Raw genomic sequence first — 17,700 nt, forward strand, 5'->3', positions numbered from 1 at the left:
ACTGCATGGACACACATACCGAGACCATTCCCGTGATCGATCTCGAACCCGCGGCGCGGCGGATCGCCGACCTGCTCGACGGCATCGACGAACAGCAGCTGGACGGTCCGACGCCCTGCCCCGACTACGCGGTACGCGAACTGCTCGCCCACGTGGCCGGGCTGAGCACGGCATTCCGTGACGCGGCGCGCAAGAACTTCGGCCCGATGACCGACACCGCTCCGGACGCGAAGCTTCCGGTCCTTCCCGACAACTGGCGCGAAGCGCTGCCGCCGCTGCTGGAAGAGCTGGTGGCGGCCTGGCGCGATCCTGCCGCCCGGCAGGGGATGACCAGGGCGGGTGGCGTGGATCTGCCGGGCGAGGTGGCGCTGCTGGTCGTGCTGGACGAACTGGTGATCCACGGCTGGGACCTGGCCCGGTCGACCGGTCAGAGGTACGAGGCGGACGAGGCGAGCCTGCGCGTCGCGCTGGACGTGCTGACCCCCGGTGACGGCAAGCCGCGGGCCGAGACCGTCTTCGGCCCGCCGGTTCCGGTGCCGGACGACGCACCCCTCGTCGACCGGGCCGTCGCGATGAGCGGCCGCCGACCGGACTGGAAGCCGGGCGACTGAGCCGAGACACGCGCACGGAGGGGCGTCGGGGCGGCGCACCTCCGCGTGGTGGCGGCCGGGCCGAATCGGGCGCGGGTCAGCTCAGTTCCCGGGCTGCCTCGCGTGCCTGTTGCCGCAGCCGTTCGTCGGCCGGGGCCATCCCCGGCCCCGGGCCCGGGGCCCGCACCCGCAGGTCCTGTTCGGCCAGGGCGGTCAGACGGCGGTGATGGTCCGGGCCGAGGGCGGCGGGTCCGAGTGCGACGAGGACCTCCAGCGCGGTCACCGGGTCGTCGTCCCGCTCCGCGGCGTCCAGGAGCAGGGCGGCCGTACGGGGGCCGTCGAGGCACTCGGGCGCGATCGCGCGGAGGGCGAGCACCACCGACGGAACCTGCACCCGGTCGTCGAGCAGCCCCTGAAGCGCGGGAACCAGCGGCCGGGCCGTCCCACCGATGCGGGCCGCCGCTCCCGCGGCGCGGCCGAGCGTCCAGCGCATCCACGCCGGCTCCGCCTCCGCGAGCACTCCGGCCAGCACCGGCACCGCTTCCTCCGGGTCGCCGGTGATCCGCCACAGGGCCGCGGCGATCTCCACGTCGGCGTCCAGCTGTGGGGAGTTGCGCCCGCCCTCGGCACCGCTGAGCGCGGACCGCAGCGCGGGCACCAGGCCCGCCGCCTCCGGGCCCAGCTCCGCGGCGAGACGCGCGGCCTCCCGCACCGCCGCATCGCCGGGGGCGAGCCGGTCGGCGACGGCCGCCGACAGCGGGCCCGTCCCGCCGGTCAGCTCGCGCACCGCCACCGCCGCGGCGAGCCGGCCGTCCACCGGGCCGTTGCGGACCGCCGCGGTCAGGAGCTCCGCGGTCGTCTCCCGGTGCTCCGGCGGGCAGATGGCGACCAGCGCCTGCGGCACGGCCTTCGGGGCGCCGGGCAGCGCGGACCGCAGCTCGGGCAGGGCGGCCGACGCCCGGCTCCCCCACGCACCGAGCAGCAGGGCCAGCCGGATGACCTCTCCGGTGTCGGGGCCGTCCGCCCCCAGCCGGGCACGGATCGCGTCCAGCAACGCCGCGTCGTACGGGAACGACGTCCCGGCCTCGCCTGCGCCCAGGAAGCCGCACGCCGCACCGAGCGCGCGTGGGCGCCGCCCCAGCTCACGGGCGAGCAGCGGCGCGGCGCGGTCCGGGGCCACGGCGACCAGCACCTCCAGTGCGCGGTCCGCCGGATCACCCTCTCCCCCGGCGAGCCGGACCAGCGCCGGGACAGCCGCCGCGGCCCGGGCGCCCAGCTTCGCGAGCAGCGCGTACGCCGCGGGCACACCGGCCGGATCGGCGGTCAGCGCCTCCACGGCCCCGGCCAGCCGCTCCGGCGCGCTGCGCGACAGCAGGCACGCCGTCTCGGCCGCCCACAGCGCCTCCGTCCGCGCCTCGGGGACCGCACTGCGCAGGGCGGCATCGAGCAGGGTGTACGCGGCATCGCGGTCCGCGTCGGTGTCGCGGCGCAGCAGTGTCTCGACGACGTACTGCAGGGGCTCGTTGCGCTCCAGGTCGAGCCGGTCCTCGACGAGCTCGTTCGCGGGCAGGAGGGACAGCATCGCCCCGTGGTGCGCGGGCCCCCAGGGCAGTCCGCCGTCCACGCAGGCCAGCAGCGCTGCGATCCGTACCTCGCCGGGCTCGTGCGCTCCGATGGCCTCGGTCGCGTCGGCGGCCGTACCCGACGGGTCCAGATGCGCCATGGCGCCGAGGAGTTCGGCCCGTACCCCGGGATCCGTCTCGGTCATCCCGCGCAGGCGGAGCACCGGCAGCACCTGCCCGGCCGCGCCGGTCATCGCGGCGGCCCAGGCCGCGGCCCGCCGGAGCCCCGGATCCTCGGCGTCGGCCTTCGCGAGAATCAGCGGCAGCTGGCCGGTGACGGCCGCCCGGCAGGCCGCTTCGTCGCTGTCGCCCTCGTCCGCCCCGTTCTCGGCGATCCCGCCGAGCAGCACCAGCAGGTCCTCCGTGCGGTACCCCGCCGCGGCCAGCCTCGCGAGGTAGGGAACGGCGTGGACCGTGGCCCCGTAGACCGAGCCCTGGTGCAGGATGCTGCCGTACAGCTCGGAGACCGCCTCGGCCGCGGCCTCCTCGCTCTCCCCGGCGAGCGCCCGCAGGCAGTCGGGGACATCGGCCGCGCTTCCGTAGGCATGGTGCAGACCGGCCCACGGCTGGGCGTCGACGTCGGCGAAGAACCGTGTGAGATCCATGCGGCGGATCATGGCACTTGGCACTGACAACGTACCCGGCCACCGGACTTCGGCCCTGCGGTCATCCGCCCTCAGCTGGTGAAGAACTCCGTGATCTGGTGGGCGACCTGGTCGGGGTGGATCTCGTGCACCCGGTGGCCGCCCCCGATGGTGATCAGCCGGCAGTCCGGGACGAGCGAGGCCATGTCCTGCAACCGCCCCTGGGGCATGGTGGATTCCGGGCCGCCCGAGATGATCAGCGTCGGCGCGACGATCTCGCCGAGGCCGGCCGCCCACTCGGGGTCGGGGTCGGCGATCTCGGCCCGGATCGGAGCGACGACGGCCGGGTCGTAGTCCACCGGCCCCTCCGGCTCGGCGGCGGGCCTCGACTCGCTCGGGAACGGCGGCGGGGTCTCCACCAGCACCAGCCGCTCCACCCGGTCCGCATGTTCCTGGGCGAGCAGATGGGCGACCACGCCGCCCATGGAGTGGCCGACCAGACCGACCCGGTCGAGTTCGCACTCGTCCAGGAAGCCGAGTACGTCGTCGCGCATCAGCTCGCAGGAGTACTCGTCCGGCCAGTCGCTCTCGCCGTGACCGCGCAGGTCGAGGGCGTACACCCGCCATTCCTCGCCGAGCAGGACGGCGGCCGCCTCCCAGCTCGCGGCGGAGCCGCCGAGGCCGTGCAACAGGACGACGGGCGAGCCGAAGGGGTCGCCCCAGGTCCGGTACGACAGCCGTACGTCACCGACATCCACTACTGACTGATCTTCCATGCCCATGACGCTACAGGCGCGTGGGCACCCGGCGCGCATCCGGCGGCGGCTACCACTTCCGGGCCGGTCAAACCTGTGACCGGCGGGCGCGGGAAGCGTCCGCCCCGCTGCCGCGCACGCCGGTGCACATGCCGTATGACCTGCGCTTTCACTGCTGCTCGAAGACCGGCCCGAACCCGTGACCCGCTCGTCGGCGACCCCGTTGGGGCTGGCGGACGGCTCACGCCGACGTGGGCCGGAGCACGGAGGAGTAATTCGCATGATGAAGAAGATGATGCTGGCCGCGATGGTGCTGACCGCCGGTCTCGGACTGGCCGTGAGCCCCGCCGCCCAAGCCGCGCAGAGCCCCGTCGCCGCACAGGCCGCGAAGGCGCCCGCGGCGGTCTGCACCGTCAACGACAACGGGGTGAACTTCCGCGGCGGACCGGGCACCGAGTACCCGGTCCTGGGCCAGGTGAACCGGGGTCAGAACCTCGACGCCCGTGGCCAGCAGGGCAACTGGGTCATGGGTGACCTGTGGGGCGGCCCCACGGGCGTCTGGATCCACGTGGCCTACCTCAACTGCTGAGGCCGCCCCTGCCCGTACCTCGCCACTCGTCGCGGACCCGCGTCCGTCCCGTACCGGCCCCGCATCGCGCCTTCGGCGCGGTGCGGGGCTGTCGCGTTCCGGGAGAACTTCTCAACTCCCCCGTGCCGGAGGGGTGTACGGCCCTCTTCCACTCTGATAGGAAAGCTTCCTAACAGACCGATGGAACGAAGAACTCCCCTTGGAGGACTGGTGCACGCTCCCCATAAGCGCGCCGCACGTCGCAGTACCCGCCCCGTGCGCATCACGGTCATCGCGGTCGGACTGGCCCTCACGGCGATTCCCGTCGCCGCCTACGCCGGTAGCCCCACGCACCAGGCGGCACAGCAGCCGGCGGCAGCGGCCACCAGGGCCGCCGCCGCCACCGGGCTGGACGATCCGGCGAAGAAGGAGATCGCCATGAAACTGGTCTCCAGCGCCGAGAACTCCTCCCTCGACTGGAAGTCCCAGTACAAGTACATCGAGGACATCGACGACGACCGCGGCTACACCGCGGGCATCATCGGTTTCTGCTCCGGCACCGGCGACATGCTCGACCTCGTCGAGCTGTACACCGAGCGCAAGCCCGGCAACGTCCTCGCGAAGTACCTCCCCGCGCTGCGGAAGGTCAACGGCACCCCCTCGCACAGCGGTCTCGACCCGAACTTCACCAAGGACTGGGTGAAGGCCGCGTCCGACTCGGCGTTCCAGCAGGCGCAGAACGACGAGCGGGACCGGGTGTACTTCAACCCGGCCGTCAAGCAGGGCAAGGCCGACGGCATCGGCACGCTGGGCCAGTTCGCGTACTACGACGCCATCGTCATGCACGGCGACGGTGACGACAGCACCGGCTTCGGTGCCATCCGCAAGCGGGCCCTCTCCAAGGCGAAGCCGCCGTCCCAGGGCGGCAACGAGGTCACGTACCTCAACGCCTTCCTCGACGCCCGCGTCTGGGCGATGAAGCAGGAGGAGGCCCACGAGGACACCAGCCGGGTGGACACCGCCCAGCGGGTCTTCCTGAAGAAGGGCAACCTGAACCTGGACCCGCCGCTCGACTGGAAGGTGTACGGCGACAGCTACCACATCGGCTGACACGAGTGGTGGAACGCCGAGGCCGGTCCCGTCGCGCTGCGGCTCATGCGGGACCGGCCGTCCGGGGTGTCCGGCGTGAAGCGGCCTCCGTGGTACGACGGCCGCCGCTTCACACGCGCGTGGTCAGTGCAGTGCCGGGGAGGATCCGGCGCGGGTGGACGCGATCTCGTCGCCCGGTTCCATCGGCGCCGTCACGACGTCCGCATCCCGGCCGCTGCCGATGTGGTTGAACAGGAGGTTCAGGATCACGGCCGCCACACAGCCGGTCGAGATGCCCGAGTCCAGGATGATCTTCGCGGTCTCCGGGAACGAGTGGTAGAACTCCGGAGCGGCGATCGGGATGAGGCCGATGGCCAGGGACACGGCCACGATCAGGACGTTGTTGTCCTTCTCCAGGTTGGCCTTGACCAGGGTCTGGATGCCGCTCGCCGCGACCGAGCCGAAGAGCACCACGCCCGCGCCGCCGAGGACGGGTCGCGGTACGACCGCGATCAGCGAGGCCGCCATCGGGCACAGACCCATCAGGACGAGGAAGCCGCCGCCCGTCGCGACGACATACCGGCTGCGGATCTTCGTCATGGCGACGAGGCCGATGTTCTGGGCGAACGCGCTGCACATGAAGCCGTTGAAGATCGGGCTGATCGCCGAGCCGAGCGTGTCGGCGCGCAGACCGGCCGCGATGGTCTTCTCGTCGGCGGGGCGGTCCACGATCTCACCGAGTGCCAGCATGTCGGCGGTGGACTCGGTCATCGAAACGACCATGACGACGCACAGCGAGACGATCGCCGCGGCGGCGAACTGCGGGGCGCCGAAGTGGAACGGCGTGGGGAAGCCGATGATCGCCGCGTCGCCGATCGGACTGAAGTCCGTGACGCCGAACGGGATCGCTATGAGCGTGCCGATGATCAGGCCGAGGAGTACGGCGACCTGCTTGACGAAGCCGGTGGTGAAGCGCCGCAGCAGGAGGACGACGACGAGGGTGATGCCCGCGAGGGCGAGGTAGGGCGTCGAGCCGTAGTCCTTCGCCGCCGGGTTGGGCCCCTGGGCCCAGCCGAAGGCGACCGGCATCAGCGAGACGCCGATGAGGGTGATGACCGTGCCGGTCACGACGGGCGGGAAGAAGCGCACCAGCTTGCTGAAGAAGGGGGCTGCTATGAACCCGAGGGCGCCGGCCACAATCACCGCCCCGAAGATGACGGGCAGCGCGTCCTTCTTGTCGTCGGTCGAGTTGACGACCGCGATCATGGGGGCGACGCCGGCGAAGGTGACGCCGTTGACGAACGGCAGTCGGGCGCCGATCTTCCAGATGCCGAGCGTCTGGAGGAAGGTGGCGAGGCCCGCGGTGAAGAGACAGGCGCCGGTCAGGAAGGTGAGTTCCTTGGGCGACAGGCCCACGGCCGCGCCCACGATCAGGGGCGGCGCGACGACGCCGGCGTACATGGCGGCGACGTGCTGGAGGCCGGTGGTCGCCATCTTCAGCGGCGGCAGCTTCTCGTCAACAGGGTGCTTGCCCGCCGGGCTCTCGGTCCGCCCCTTCGATTCCTCGTCGGGGGCGGTGCCTTGCTTGGTGAACCTGGGCTTGGTGGCCACTGCGGCTCCTCCGGTTGTTTTCCAGTGCCTGGGCGGCACTCGCTTCAGGGAGGTGGTGCGTCGTGCAGGGACTTGCCGGTATTCGGTTGTGGTTACTGCGCCCAGGTAGTGCTGACCGCCCCGGGACCGTGAAGCTTTGGGCCACGACCCGGGGCGGCACCTGAACAGCCCGCTCGGCTGCTCAAGTCCGGTCGGGGGCCGTCCCCCCCGACCGGAGTTCATTGGGCTGTCAGCCCTCGGCGACGATCCGCGCGAGGCGCTGCGCCTCCTGACGCGCATCGCGGGCGATGGCGTCCTCGTCGGCGTGCAACAGCCGTCCGTCCTCCACGACCGGCTTCCCGCCCACGAGGGAGAGCGTGACCGGGGCCGCCGCGCCGAAGACGATGGCGGTCACCGGGTCGGCGATCGAGGAGTGCCCGATGCCGTCGATCTTCCAGAGGACCAGGTCGGCGAGCTTGCCGGGTTCCAGGGAGCCGATCTCGGCGGCGCGCCCCAGGACCCTGGCCCCGCCGGCGGTGCCGAGCCTGAGCGCCTGGCGGGCGTTCAGGGCGGCCTCGCGGTGGGCACCGAGGCGGTTGATGAGCAGCGCGTTGCGCAGTTCGGTGTGCAGTTCGCCGGACTCGTTGGACGCGGTGCCGTCCACGCCGAGGCCGACGGGTACGCCGGCCCTCAGCATGTCCGGGACGCGGGCGATGCCCGCGGCGAGGCGTGCGTTGGACGACGGACAGTGCGCGACACCCGTGCCCGTACGGGCGAAGGCGGCGATGTCGGAGTCGTTCATGTGGACGCAGTGCGCCATCCACACGTCCTCGCCGAGCCAGCCCGTCGATTCGAAGTAGTCGGTCGGGCCCATGCCGAACAGCTCGTGGCAGAACTTCTCCTCCTCGACCGTCTCGCTGCCGTGGGTGTGCAGCCTGACTCCGAGGCGGCGCGCCAACTCGGCGCCCTGCTTCATGAGCTCGGTGGAGACGGAGAAGGGGGAGCAGGGCGCGACGGCCACCTGGGTCATCGCCCCGAAGGAGGCGTCGTGGTGCGTGCGGACGGTCGCCTCGGTGCCGGCGAGCGCGCCGTCGAGGGTCTCCACGGCGAAGTCCGGCGGCAGCCCGCCGTCCTTGACGCTGCGGTCCATGGACCCTCGGGCGAGGGTGAACCGTACGCCCATGTCACGGGCGGCCCCGATGATGGCACCGGACAGGTCTCCGGAACCCTGCGGGTAGACGTAGTGGTGGTCCATGGCGGTGGTGACGCCGCCGCGGGCCATCATGGCGAGCGAGCCCCGGGCTGCGGCGCGGACCATCGGTTCGTCGATGCGGGCCCACGTCGGGTAGAGGGCGACCAGCCAGTCGAACAGGTTGTGGTCGGTGGCCAGGCCGCGGGTGATCCACTGGTAGAAGTGGTGGTGCGTGTTGACCAGGCCCGGGGTGACCAGATGCCCGGTGCCGTCGATGCGGCGTACGACGTTCTCCAGGCCCTCGGGGGCCCGGCCGGCGCCGATGGATTCGATCCTGTCGCCGGCGACGACGAGGTGACCGGAGGCGTACTCGGTGTCGTGGGCGTCGACCGTGGCGATGGCCACGTTCTCGATGACGATGCGGGATACGGGGTCTGCCGAAGGTGCCATGGGGCTTCCTTCCGGGGTGAGTGGCGATACGGGCACGGCAGGACCCTAGGAGGATTTGAGTGCCGCGGCGGAGGTGCCGCCACGGGTGCCGAGATGGTGGAAGAACAGGTTCAGCGACACGGCCACCAGGGCGCCCGCGCTGATGCCGGAGCCGAGCACGGTCTGCGCCCAGGCCGGGAAGTCGGCGTAGAAGGTGGGCGCGGCGAGCGGGATGATGCCCGCGCCGAGCGAGACGGCCACCAGGATGATGTTGGAGCTGTCGTCGAGGCCGGCCTCCGACAGCGTACGGATGCCGCTGACCGCGATGGAGCCGAAGAGGACGATGCCCGCACCGCCGAGGACCGGCATCGGCACCGTGGAGACCACCGCGCCGAGCACCGGGAAGACGCCGAGGACCAGGAGTGCGCCTCCCGCCGCAGCGACGACGTAGCGACTGCGGACCTTGGTCAGTGAGACGACGCCGACGTTCTGGGCGAAGGCGGAGGTGGGGAAGCCGCCGAAGACGGGCCCGAGGAGGGTGGCGATGCCGTCGGTGCGCAGGCCCCGGGTGATGGTCCTGCCGTCGGTCTCGCGCTCGCAGATCTCGCCGATGGCGAGCATTCCGGCGCTGGACTCCGTCATCAGGACGAGCGTCACCAGGCAGAGCGAGATGACCGCGGCGGGCTGGAACTCGGGCGCGCCGAACGCGAAGGGTGTCGGCAGCGCGGCGACCGGGGCCGAGCCGAGCGCCCCGAAGTCCGCCATGCCGAACGGGATCGCCGCCAGGGTTCCGATCAACAGGCCGAGAAGCAGGGCGACTTGCTTGACGAAGCCGCGGCCGAAGCGCTGGATCAGCAGGATGACGGCGAGTGTGAAGGCGGCGAGTGCCAGGTACTTCATGTCCCCGAAGTCGGCGGCGGTCCGGTCGCCGCCCTGCGCCCAGGCGACCGGTACCGGCATCAGTGTCACCCCGATGAGGGTGATGACGACGCCCGTGACGAGCGGCGGGAAGAAGCGCAGGAGCTTGCCGAAGAACGGACCGATGGCGAGACAGAAGACACCCGCGACCATCACCGCGCCGTAGATGGCGGGGAGCTGGTCGCCCGTGGCGTTGGTCTCGGCGATGGCGAGCATCGGTGCGATTCCGGCCGAGGAGGCGGCGTTGACGAAGGGCAGCCGGTTGCCGACGAAGCCCTTGACCCCGAGGGTCTGCAGGAGGGTGGCCACACCGGCGATGAGCAGACTCGCGGCGATGAGCCGGGTCTGTCCCGCGGTGTCGAGGCGGACGGCCTGGCCGATGATGAGCGGGGGCGTGACCACACCCGCGTACATGGCGGCGATGTGCTGGAGCGCGGCGGGGACGAGCCGCGAGGGGTGGAGCTTCTGGTCGACCGGGTGGACCTCGGGTCCTTCCGGTGCGGTGGAACACGGGCCTTCTGCCGGCCCTTTTGCAGGCGTTGCCATGGCTGGTTGTTCCCTCCGGTGTGGCGCATCCCCGCCGACTGCGGGCGGCGGGGATGCGCGCCCCGCGTCAGAGGTTGGTCATGTCGACCGGGATGTGCGGCTCGCAGCCGTCGCGCAGGATGGTGGCCTCGATCAGGCCGTAGGGGCGGTCGGCGGCGTAGTACACGGCGCCGTCCTTGGCTTCGTTCTCCAGGCCGAAGGCGGAGAGGTCCTGCCGGAAGTGGTGCTTGTTGGGGGCGGAGAAGCGGATCTCGTCGATCTCGCTGCGGTTGTTGATGACCCGCGAACCCATCTGGTACAGCGTCTGCTGGAGCGAGAGCGAGTACGTCTCCACGAAGGCGTGCAGGATGTGCTTCCTGGCCTGCTCGTAGGACTTCTCCCACTGCGGCATGCGCTGCTCGTCACTGGTCCAGTTGTGCCGCCACCACGTCGACAGGGACGTGGCCAGGATCCGGTCGTAGTCCTCCTGGAGCGTCGTGTACTTGTCCTTGATGTAGCCCCAGAACTCGGAGTTCGTGGAGTTCATCACGGTCAGGTCCTTGAGCCCGGACAGGACTTCGAACTTCCCCTCCCCGTCGCCTTCGGCGGAGTACGTGATCTGCGCGAGGCGGGTCTCCTGCCCCTTGCGTACGAAGGAGTGCTTGACCTCGTCGGCGCCGATGAACTTGGAGTTGCCGTCGGAGCCGGCGATCCGCTCCCAGGAGTACTCCTCGATGCGGATGCGCGCGCGGTGGATCGAGGGCTGGCTGTCCACGAAGTGCCGGGCGAGGTGGATGCCGTACTGCTCGGCCGACTCGATGCCGTATTCCTTGGCGAACGCGAAGCAGGTGTTCTTCGTGGTGTCCGTCGGGAGGCAGTTGGCGTTCGAGCCGTTGTAGTGGACGTCGTCCAGGTCGCCGGAGAGGGCGACGGAGACGTTGAGGTCCTTGATGTGGTGGGTGTCGCCGTCCCTCGTGATCTTTACGACGCGGTTCTCTGCTTTGCCGTACTGGTTCTGGCCGAGAATCGTGGGCATGTCTGCTAGCTCCCTCGGTATACGGAGTAGCCGAACGGGTTGAGCAGCAGCGGTACGTGATAGTGCTCGCCCGGTACGACGGCGAAGGTGATCGCCACTTCCGGGAAGAACGCACCGCTGTCCCTTACGCGGGGGGCGTCCTGCTGCGCCTCGGCTTGCTTCTTGGCTGCGAAGTACGCCTCGGTCTCGAAGTCGAGACGTACATGGGTGGTGCCCTCCGGCAGAGCCGGCAGGTCCTTGCATCGCCCGTCCGCGTCGGTGGCGGATCCGCCGAGCGTCGCCCAGGGCGCGCCGGCGCCACTGCGGGCGGCGAGCGTGATGGCGACGGCCGCGGCGGGGCGGCCGATGCTGGTGTCCAGGATGTGGGTGGACACCGATGCGGTGGTGTCGGTGCTCAAGACCGTCACTCTCCTTCGGTTACGAGGCGGGTCAGCCGGATGCGGTTGATCTTGCCCAGCTCGGTGCGCACGATCCCGCGCTCCTGCTCGGGCGAGTTCCCGATCCGGGACTTCACCGCGTCGCGCATCTGCTCACCGGTGGCTCCGGTGGCGCAGATCAGGAAGACATGTCCGAACCGCTCCTGGTAGGCCAGGTTCAGTTCGAGCATCTCGGCCTTGAGTTCCTCGGTGGCGCCCGCCATCCCCCGCTGTTCGCGGGAGGAGGTCGGGTCTCCGGGCTTCGGGCGGCCGATCGGCGGGTGACCGGCCATCGCATCGGCCAGATCCTCCGGCGTCAGTGCGGCCGTGGCGGCGTCACTGGCGAGGAGGAGGGCTTCCGCGGTGGCGTACGGGCGTCGGGAGAGGATCGCTCTTCCCCATGCCGCACTGGCACACACCTCGTGCAACGCGGTGGTGGCCTCGCCGTCCGCCAGGGTGTTGAACCGGGCGAGGCCCGGCGTGGAGCTCGAAGTCACGGGAGCCTCCGTGGCTGTGTTTCGCTGTGCGTTCTTCGCTTCGCGTCGGTCGGGCTGCGGATAGCTAACGCCCTCCACAACACCACGTCAACACTTTGTTGAAATTACGCGAATGTAAAAAGCCGTCGTCCGGTTCCCCGGACGACGGCCCCGCACGGCCTTCCACCGCGTTCGCTCGGCTACGGCCTCAACTACTCGCCTTTGGCGGCATTTTCCCTGTTCAGGTAGTTGTAGACGGTGAAGCGGCTGACCCCCAGCGCACCCGCCACCGTCTCCACACCGTGCCGCACCGAGAAGGCACCACGTGCCTCCAGCGTCCGCACCACCGACTGCTTGGTCCTGCGGTCGAGCTCGGCGAGCGGCATCCCGTGCCGGCGCTCCATGGCGGCCAGGATGTGATCGAGCGACTCCGAGAGCTGGGGCAGCCGTACGGCTATGACGTCCTCGCCCTCCCAGGCCAGCACGACGTCGTCGGCCTGGGCCTGCTCGGGCCCGAGCAGCTCGGCACCCATGGCGTCGACGAGCGGCTTGACCGCGGTGACGAGCGGGTGGTCCGCCGGTTCGGTCACTGGGAGCCCTCCCCGATCACATTGACCTGGAGGGACACCCGGGTGGCACCCGATGCCAGGGCCCGGCGGAGCAATGAGTCCACCGCGGTGAGCACCTCGTCCGCGCCGCCCTCCGCGGTGTTGCCGAAGGGGCCGACGTCCACGGCGTCCAGGTCGGCCGACTGGATGACCTCGCGGGCCACGACCGCGTGGGCGGGCGCCTCGTCGAGATCGAAGGGCTCGGTGGTGAACTCCACTCTCAAGCGCACTGTGCCTCCCTCATGCGTTCGCCACGTGGCGGTGAAACCCGCGGCTCGCGCCTGACCCTAACGGACCTGCGCCGGGGCCGTCGGGCGTCGGATCGGCCCTCAGTGCCCGGCCGGGCGCGCACTCGGATACGGCAGTACGCAGACGGCGACCGGGGCGGAGTACGCCTGACCGGTGCGGGTCAGTCCGCCGTCGCGGGCGTCGACCCGGAAGGCGGTCACCGTGCTCGACCGCTGGTTGGCCGCGAAGAGCAGTTTCCCGTCGGGCGAGAAGGCGATCTGCCGGGGGAAGTCGCCGCCGACGGGCACGGTGCCGAGCAGCCGCAGCGCCGCCCCGTCGTCCTCGACGGCGTAGCGCGTGAGGCTGTTGTGCCCCCGGTTGGCGAGGTAGGCGAAGCGGCCGTCGGCGGTGACCAGGAACTGCGCGGGGTAGCTCGTTCCCGTCCCGGTGCCGGTGGGCTGCGGGGCGCCCGGGGAGAGTGTGCCGGTGGCCGGGTCGTAGCCGCAGACGACCGCGGTGTTGTCGACCTCGCAGGCCAGGTAGGCGAAGCGGCCGCCGGGGTGAAAGGTGATGTGGCGGGGACCGGCCCCCGGGCGCAGCGCCGCGTGGGAGACCAGGCCGAGCGTGCCGCGCTTCTCGTCGAGCCGGTACGTGTACACGGTGTCGTTGCCGAGGTCCACGGCGAGGACGTGGCCGCCGTCGGGGGTGGTGACGATCTGGTGGGCGTGCGGCCCGTCCTGGCCGGGTCCGGGCGGCGGGGTGGTGTGGGCGATCAGGTCGGTGCGCTCCCCCAGCGATCCGTCGCCCCTGACGCGGTGCACCGCGACGCTGCCCGAGGTGTAGTTCGCGCTGAGCAGCCACCTTCCGGTGGGGTGCACGGACAGGTGGGTGGGCCCGGCGCCGCCCGTGCCGCGCGTTCCGAGCACCCGGTGGCCGCCGTCCGGCGTCAGGGCCACCGCCGTGACACCGCCCGGGTCCTGTTCGTCGACCGCGTAGACGGTGGCGCCGGAGGGGTGCGCGGCCAGGTACGAGGGGTTGGCCACGCCCGTGATCACGGGGCCGGCGGTCATCGCCCCGGTGACCGGGTCGTAGGCCGCCGTCCCGATACCCGTGCCGCCGCCCTCGGCCGAGGTGTGCGTACCGATCAGCAGCCGCGGGGTGGTGCGCGGGCGCGGACCGACCGCGGGCGCCCGGTCCGGCGCGGACCGCGGGGAGCCGGGCGCCGCGGGGGCCGTCGAGAGGGCGGCTCCGGCGAGCAGCGCCCCCAGGACGGTCCGCCGGCTGGTGGCGTGGTTCATGCGGGGCACCTCGTACGGGTTCGGCGGCATCGGACGCACCGGCAACCCTCGCGCGCTCCGGACCCCGTCCGCAACCGGCCTATTTGCGGGCCCACCTTGCGCAACCCGCGCGAAAGGCCCGGGACCGAATTCCGGGCACCCCCTTGACAGCTTCCGCAGCTCCGGGCAATCTTCCGTTACGTAGAAACTAACTTCCGCAATACGGAAGGAGCGCCGAACCCTCATGGGCTACCCGGACCAGCGCTTCGATGTGAACCTTTCGATCCTCTTCACGGAACTCCCGCTCCTGGAGCGTCCCGCGGCAGCCGCCGCGGCCGGCTTCACGGCGGTCGAGCTGTGGTGGCCCTGGATCGAGACCCCCACCCCTCCGCAGGCCGAACTCGACGCGCTCAAGAAGGCGCTCGACGACGCGGGCACACAGTTGGTGGGACTGAACTTCTACGCCGGACAGCTGCCCGGCCCCGACCGCGGCGCGCTCTCCGTGCCGGGCACGGAGTCGGACCGCTTCCGCGTCAATATCGATGTGGCGGCCGGATTCGCCGCCTCGGTCGGCTGCAAGGCGCTCAACGCGCTGTACGGCAACCGCGTCGACGGCGTGGACCCGGCCGCGCAGGACGAACTCGCCCTGGAGAATCTGGTGCTCGCCGCCCGCGCGGCCGACCGGATCGGGGCGGTGCTCCTGATCGAGACCCTCAACAAGCCGGAATCGCCGCGCTACCCCCTGGTGAGCGCGCCGGCCGGGATCGAGATCGTCGACAAGGTCAACGCGGCGACCGGACTCGGGAACGCGAAGTTCCTGCTGGACCTGTACCACCTGTCGATGAACGGCGAGGACCTCGGCGAGGTCATCACGGCCTGCGCCGGGAGGACCGGCCACGTCCAGATCGCCGACAACCCGGGGCGCGGCGCCCCCGGCACCGGCACGCTCCCGCTGGAGCAGCTCCTCGACGAGCTGACGAAGGCCGGTTACGACGGCTGGGTCGGCCTGGAGTACAAGCCGGGCGACCGGCCGAGCGCCGAGGCCTTCGAGTGGCTCCCGGCCACCGCGCGGGCCGCCCGCTGAGGGCGGCGAACTCCCCCTCGTACACACGCTTATCGGAAGGCACCCTCATGAGCAACAACCTCCCCAAGGTTGCGTGGATCGGACTCGGCATCATGGGCTCGCCCATGTCCGAGAACCTGATCAAGGCCGGGTACGACGTCACCGGTCACACCCTGGAGCAGGCCAAGATCGACCGGCTGGTCGCGGCCGGCGGCACCGGCGCGGGTTCGATCGCCGAGGCGGTCCGGGACGCCGATGTCGTCATCACGATGGTGCCCGCCTCCCCGCAGGTCGAGGCCATCGCCTACGGCCCCGACGGCATCCTGGAGAACGCGAAGCCCGGCGCGCTGCTGATCGACATGTCGTCGATCACCCCGCAGACCTCCGTGGACCTGGCGAAGAACGCGAAGGACAAGGACATCCGGGTGCTCGACGCCCCGGTCTCCGGCGGTGAGGCCGGTGCCGTCGAGGCGGTGCTGTCGATCATGGTCGGCGGCGAGCAGGCCGACTTCGACGCGGCCCGGCCGATCCTCCAGGCCCTCGGCAGGACCATCGTGCTGTGCGGTCCGCACGGCTCCGGCCAGACGGTGAAGGCCGCCAACCAGCTGATCGTCGCGGTCAACATCCAGGCATGCGCCGAGGCCGTCGTCTTCCTGGAGAAGTCCGGCGTGGACCTCTCCGCCGCGCTGGACGTCCTCAACGGCGGACTGGCCGGCTCGACCGTCCTGACCCGCAAGAAGGACAACTTCCTCAAGCGGGACTTCGCGCCGGGCTTCCGGATCGACCTGCATCACAAGGACATGGGCATCGTCACGGACGCCGCCCGCAACGTCGGTGCCGCGCTGCCCGTCGGCGCCGTGGTCGCCCAGCTCGTCGCCTCGCTGCGCGCGCAGGGCGACGGCGGCCTGGACCACTCGGCACTGCTGCGCTCGGTCGAGCGCCTGTCGGGGCAGCCCGTCCAGGCCTGACCGGCCCGGCACCCCCAGAGACTTCCGGACGGCGTCGGCGCTGACACCTGTCCTGTCGCGCCCAGGCGTCGGCGCCGTCCGGAACACCACTCACCAAATTCAACAAACTGTTGACGCCGGGTTCGGGGCGTACTTACGCTCCTGGAGCCCCGAGCCGTCGCAGTCCAGCAGCTCAGCAGCTCCCGTACGGAAGGTCGCTCCGACACCATGACGCAGCGTGTGCTTACGACCGAGTCAGGCGCCCCGGTCGCCGACAACCAGAACTCCGCCACCGCCGGCGTCGGTGGCCCGATCCTCCTCCAGGACCAGCACCTGCTGGAGAAGCTGGCCCGCTTCAACCGGGAGCGCATTCCGGAGCGCGTGGTCCACGCCCGCGGCTCCGGCGCGTACGGCTACTTCGAGGTCACCGACGACATCACCGCCTTCACCCGGGCCGGCTTCCTCTCCGAGGTCGGCAAGCGCACCGAGACGTTCATCCGCTTCTCCACCGTCGCCGACTCGCTGGGCGGCGCGGACGCGGTGCGCGACCCGCGCGGCTTCGCCCTCAAGTTCTACACGGACGAGGGCAATTACGACCTGGTCGGCAACAACACCCCGGTGTTCTTCATCAAGGACCCGATCAAGTTCCCCGACTTCATCCACTCGCAGAAGCGCGACCCCTTCACGGGCCGTCAGGAGCCGGACAACGTCTGGGACTTCTGGGCCCACGCCCCCGAAGCCACCCACCAGGTCACCTGGCTGATGGGTGACCGCGGCATCCCCGCCTCGTACCGTCACATGAACGGCTACGGCTCGCACACCTACCAGTGGACGAACGCCGAGGGCGAGGCCTTCTTCGTCAAGTACCACTTCAAGACGAACCAGGGCGTGCGCTCCCTCTCCAGCGAGCAGGCCGCGGAACTCGCGGGCAAGGACGGCAACTCGCACCAGACGGACCTGCTCCAGGCCATCGAGCGCGGGGTGAACCCGTCCTGGACCCTGTACGTGCAGGTCATGCCGGCCGCCGAGGCCGCGGGCTACCGCTTCAACCCCTTCGACCTGACGAAGGTGTGGCCGCACAGCGACTACCCGCTCCAGCGGGTGGGCCGGCTGGTCCTGGACCGCAACCCGGACAATGTCTTCGCCGAGGTCGAGCAGGCCGCGTTCTCCCCCAACAACTTCGTTCCCGGCATCGGTCCTTCGCCGGACAAGATGCTCCAGGGCCGGCTGTTCGCCTACGCGGACGCGCACCGCTACCGGCTGGGCGTCAACCACACCCAGCTCCCGGTGAACGCGCCGCGCACCGCGGTCGTCGACAACTACGGCCGCGACGGGCTGCACGCCACCCGCAACGGCTCGCGCCACGACAAGAACTACGAGCCCAACTCGTACGCGGGCCCCGCCCAGACCGACGCGGCGCTGTCCGCCCCGCTCGCGATCCACGGCTGGACCGGCACCCACGCCGCGCCCGCCCACACCAAGGACGACGACTTCTTCCAGGCGGGCGAGCTGTACCGGCTCATGTCCGAGGAGGAGAAGGGGCGTCTGGTCGCCAACATCGCCGGGGGCCTTTCCCAGGTGACCCGCGACGACGTGATCGAGAAGAATCTCGCGCACTTCCACGCCGCCGACGCCGACTACGGCAAGCGCGTGGAGGAGGCGGTCCGCGCCCTGCGCGAGGACTGAACCTCCCTCTGAGCCCTGCTCGCGCCGCGCACCCGGATGAGGGGTGTCGCGCGGCGCGGGCAGGACGAGGCCGCGGCGGTCGTGCGACGCCAGTGCGGTGG

The 17,700-nt window shown here is 71.0% G+C and carries 17 protein-coding genes; 6 read left to right on the forward strand and 11 right to left on the reverse strand.

What is annotated here, in order from left to right; all coding sequences use genetic code 11:
• Positions 1 to 5: 5 nt before the first annotated feature.
• Complete coding sequence (locus ACWCPY_RS16390) at positions 6 to 611, forward strand: TIGR03086 family metal-binding protein (protein WP_451265415.1); 606 nt, start codon at positions 6 to 8, stop codon at positions 609 to 611.
• Between the two features lie 76 nt (positions 612 to 687).
• On the opposite strand, the gene ACWCPY_RS16395 is transcribed toward ACWCPY_RS16390, so the two are convergent.
• Positions 688 to 2,817, reverse strand: coding sequence for a hypothetical protein (locus ACWCPY_RS16395; RefSeq protein ID WP_451265417.1), 2,130 nt, complete (start codon positions 2,815 to 2,817; stop codon positions 688 to 690).
• A 71-nt stretch (positions 2,818 to 2,888) separates the two neighbouring features.
• Positions 2,889 to 3,572, reverse strand: coding sequence for an alpha/beta fold hydrolase (locus tag ACWCPY_RS16400; protein WP_451265419.1), 684 nt, complete (start codon positions 3,570 to 3,572; stop codon positions 2,889 to 2,891).
• Between the two features lie 259 nt (positions 3,573 to 3,831).
• On the opposite strand from ACWCPY_RS16400, the gene ACWCPY_RS16405 reads away from it, so the two are divergent.
• Together ACWCPY_RS16405 and ACWCPY_RS16410 are read left to right on the forward strand one after the other, a co-directional pair.
• A complete protein-coding gene (locus ACWCPY_RS16405; RefSeq protein ID WP_362452016.1) occupies positions 3,832 to 4,140 on the forward strand; it encodes an SH3 domain-containing protein in 309 nt (102 codons plus the stop codon).
• Positions 4,141 to 4,350: 210 nt separating this feature from the next.
• On the forward strand, positions 4,351 to 5,229 hold the full coding sequence (locus tag ACWCPY_RS16410; RefSeq protein WP_451265421.1) for a chitosanase: 879 nt from the start codon (positions 4,351 to 4,353) through the stop codon (positions 5,227 to 5,229).
• A 123-nt stretch (positions 5,230 to 5,352) separates the two neighbouring features.
• Here the strand turns inward: ACWCPY_RS16410 and ACWCPY_RS16415 are convergent, their stop codons facing one another.
• From ACWCPY_RS16415 to ACWCPY_RS16455, 9 genes are all read right to left on the reverse strand, one after another.
• Positions 5,353 to 6,819 carry a nucleobase:cation symporter-2 family protein gene (locus ACWCPY_RS16415; RefSeq protein ID WP_451265423.1) on the reverse strand — a complete coding sequence of 489 codons (1,467 nt, stop codon included), beginning with the start codon at positions 6,817 to 6,819 and terminating at the stop codon, positions 5,353 to 5,355.
• A 229-nt stretch (positions 6,820 to 7,048) separates the two neighbouring features.
• Positions 7,049 to 8,440 carry an 8-oxoguanine deaminase gene (locus ACWCPY_RS16420; protein WP_451265425.1) on the reverse strand — a complete coding sequence of 464 codons (1,392 nt, stop codon included), beginning with the start codon at positions 8,438 to 8,440 and terminating at the stop codon, positions 7,049 to 7,051.
• A gap of 45 nt (positions 8,441 to 8,485) precedes the next feature.
• On the reverse strand, positions 8,486 to 9,883 hold the full coding sequence (locus ACWCPY_RS16425) for a nucleobase:cation symporter-2 family protein (RefSeq protein WP_451265427.1): 1,398 nt from the start codon (positions 9,881 to 9,883) through the stop codon (positions 8,486 to 8,488).
• 67 nt (positions 9,884 to 9,950) lie between these two features.
• Positions 9,951 to 10,898, reverse strand: a complete 948-nt coding sequence (pucL, locus tag ACWCPY_RS16430) for a factor-independent urate hydroxylase (RefSeq protein ID WP_451265429.1) — start codon at positions 10,896 to 10,898, stop codon at positions 9,951 to 9,953.
• 5 nt (positions 10,899 to 10,903) lie between these two features.
• The gene (gene uraH / locus ACWCPY_RS16435; RefSeq protein ID WP_329819811.1) at positions 10,904 to 11,296 is read right to left on the reverse strand and encodes a hydroxyisourate hydrolase; all 393 of its coding nucleotides are present in this window, start codon (positions 11,294 to 11,296) and stop codon (positions 10,904 to 10,906) included.
• Positions 11,297 to 11,301: 5 nt separating this feature from the next.
• On the reverse strand, positions 11,302 to 11,811 hold the full coding sequence (gene uraD, locus ACWCPY_RS16440) for a 2-oxo-4-hydroxy-4-carboxy-5-ureidoimidazoline decarboxylase (protein ID WP_451265431.1): 510 nt from the start codon (positions 11,809 to 11,811) through the stop codon (positions 11,302 to 11,304).
• A 191-nt stretch (positions 11,812 to 12,002) separates the two neighbouring features.
• The gene (locus ACWCPY_RS16445) at positions 12,003 to 12,380 is read right to left on the reverse strand and encodes a helix-turn-helix domain-containing protein (protein ID WP_451265433.1); all 378 of its coding nucleotides are present in this window, start codon (positions 12,378 to 12,380) and stop codon (positions 12,003 to 12,005) included.
• On the reverse strand, positions 12,377 to 12,628 hold the full coding sequence (locus ACWCPY_RS16450; protein ID WP_451265435.1) for a hypothetical protein: 252 nt from the start codon (positions 12,626 to 12,628) through the stop codon (positions 12,377 to 12,379). The genes ACWCPY_RS16445 and ACWCPY_RS16450 overlap by 4 nt, the downstream gene beginning before the upstream one ends.
• Positions 12,629 to 12,727: 99 nt before the next feature.
• Positions 12,728 to 13,924 (reverse strand): lactonase family protein, encoded by a 1,197-nt coding sequence (locus ACWCPY_RS16455; protein WP_451265437.1) that lies wholly within the window; start codon positions 13,922 to 13,924, stop codon positions 12,728 to 12,730.
• A 223-nt stretch (positions 13,925 to 14,147) separates the two neighbouring features.
• Here ACWCPY_RS16455 and ACWCPY_RS16460 point away from each other — a divergent pair, with 223 nt between their 5' ends.
• The 3 genes from ACWCPY_RS16460 to ACWCPY_RS16470 all read left to right on the forward strand — a co-directional run bounded on the left by ACWCPY_RS16460 (position 14,148) and on the right by ACWCPY_RS16470 (position 17,599).
• Positions 14,148 to 14,987, forward strand: a complete 840-nt coding sequence (locus ACWCPY_RS16460) for a TIM barrel protein (RefSeq protein ID WP_451265439.1) — start codon at positions 14,148 to 14,150, stop codon at positions 14,985 to 14,987.
• 47 nt (positions 14,988 to 15,034) lie between these two features.
• A complete protein-coding gene (locus tag ACWCPY_RS16465; protein ID WP_451265441.1) occupies positions 15,035 to 15,934 on the forward strand; it encodes a 2-hydroxy-3-oxopropionate reductase in 900 nt (299 codons plus the stop codon).
• A 207-nt stretch (positions 15,935 to 16,141) separates the two neighbouring features.
• Positions 16,142 to 17,599: a catalase gene (locus ACWCPY_RS16470; protein WP_451265443.1), complete on the forward strand. Its 1,458-nt coding sequence runs from the start codon at positions 16,142 to 16,144 to the stop codon at positions 17,597 to 17,599.
• Positions 17,600 to 17,700 lie beyond the last annotated feature (101 nt).

Source organism: Streptomyces sp. NPDC002403 (assembly GCF_053593015.1).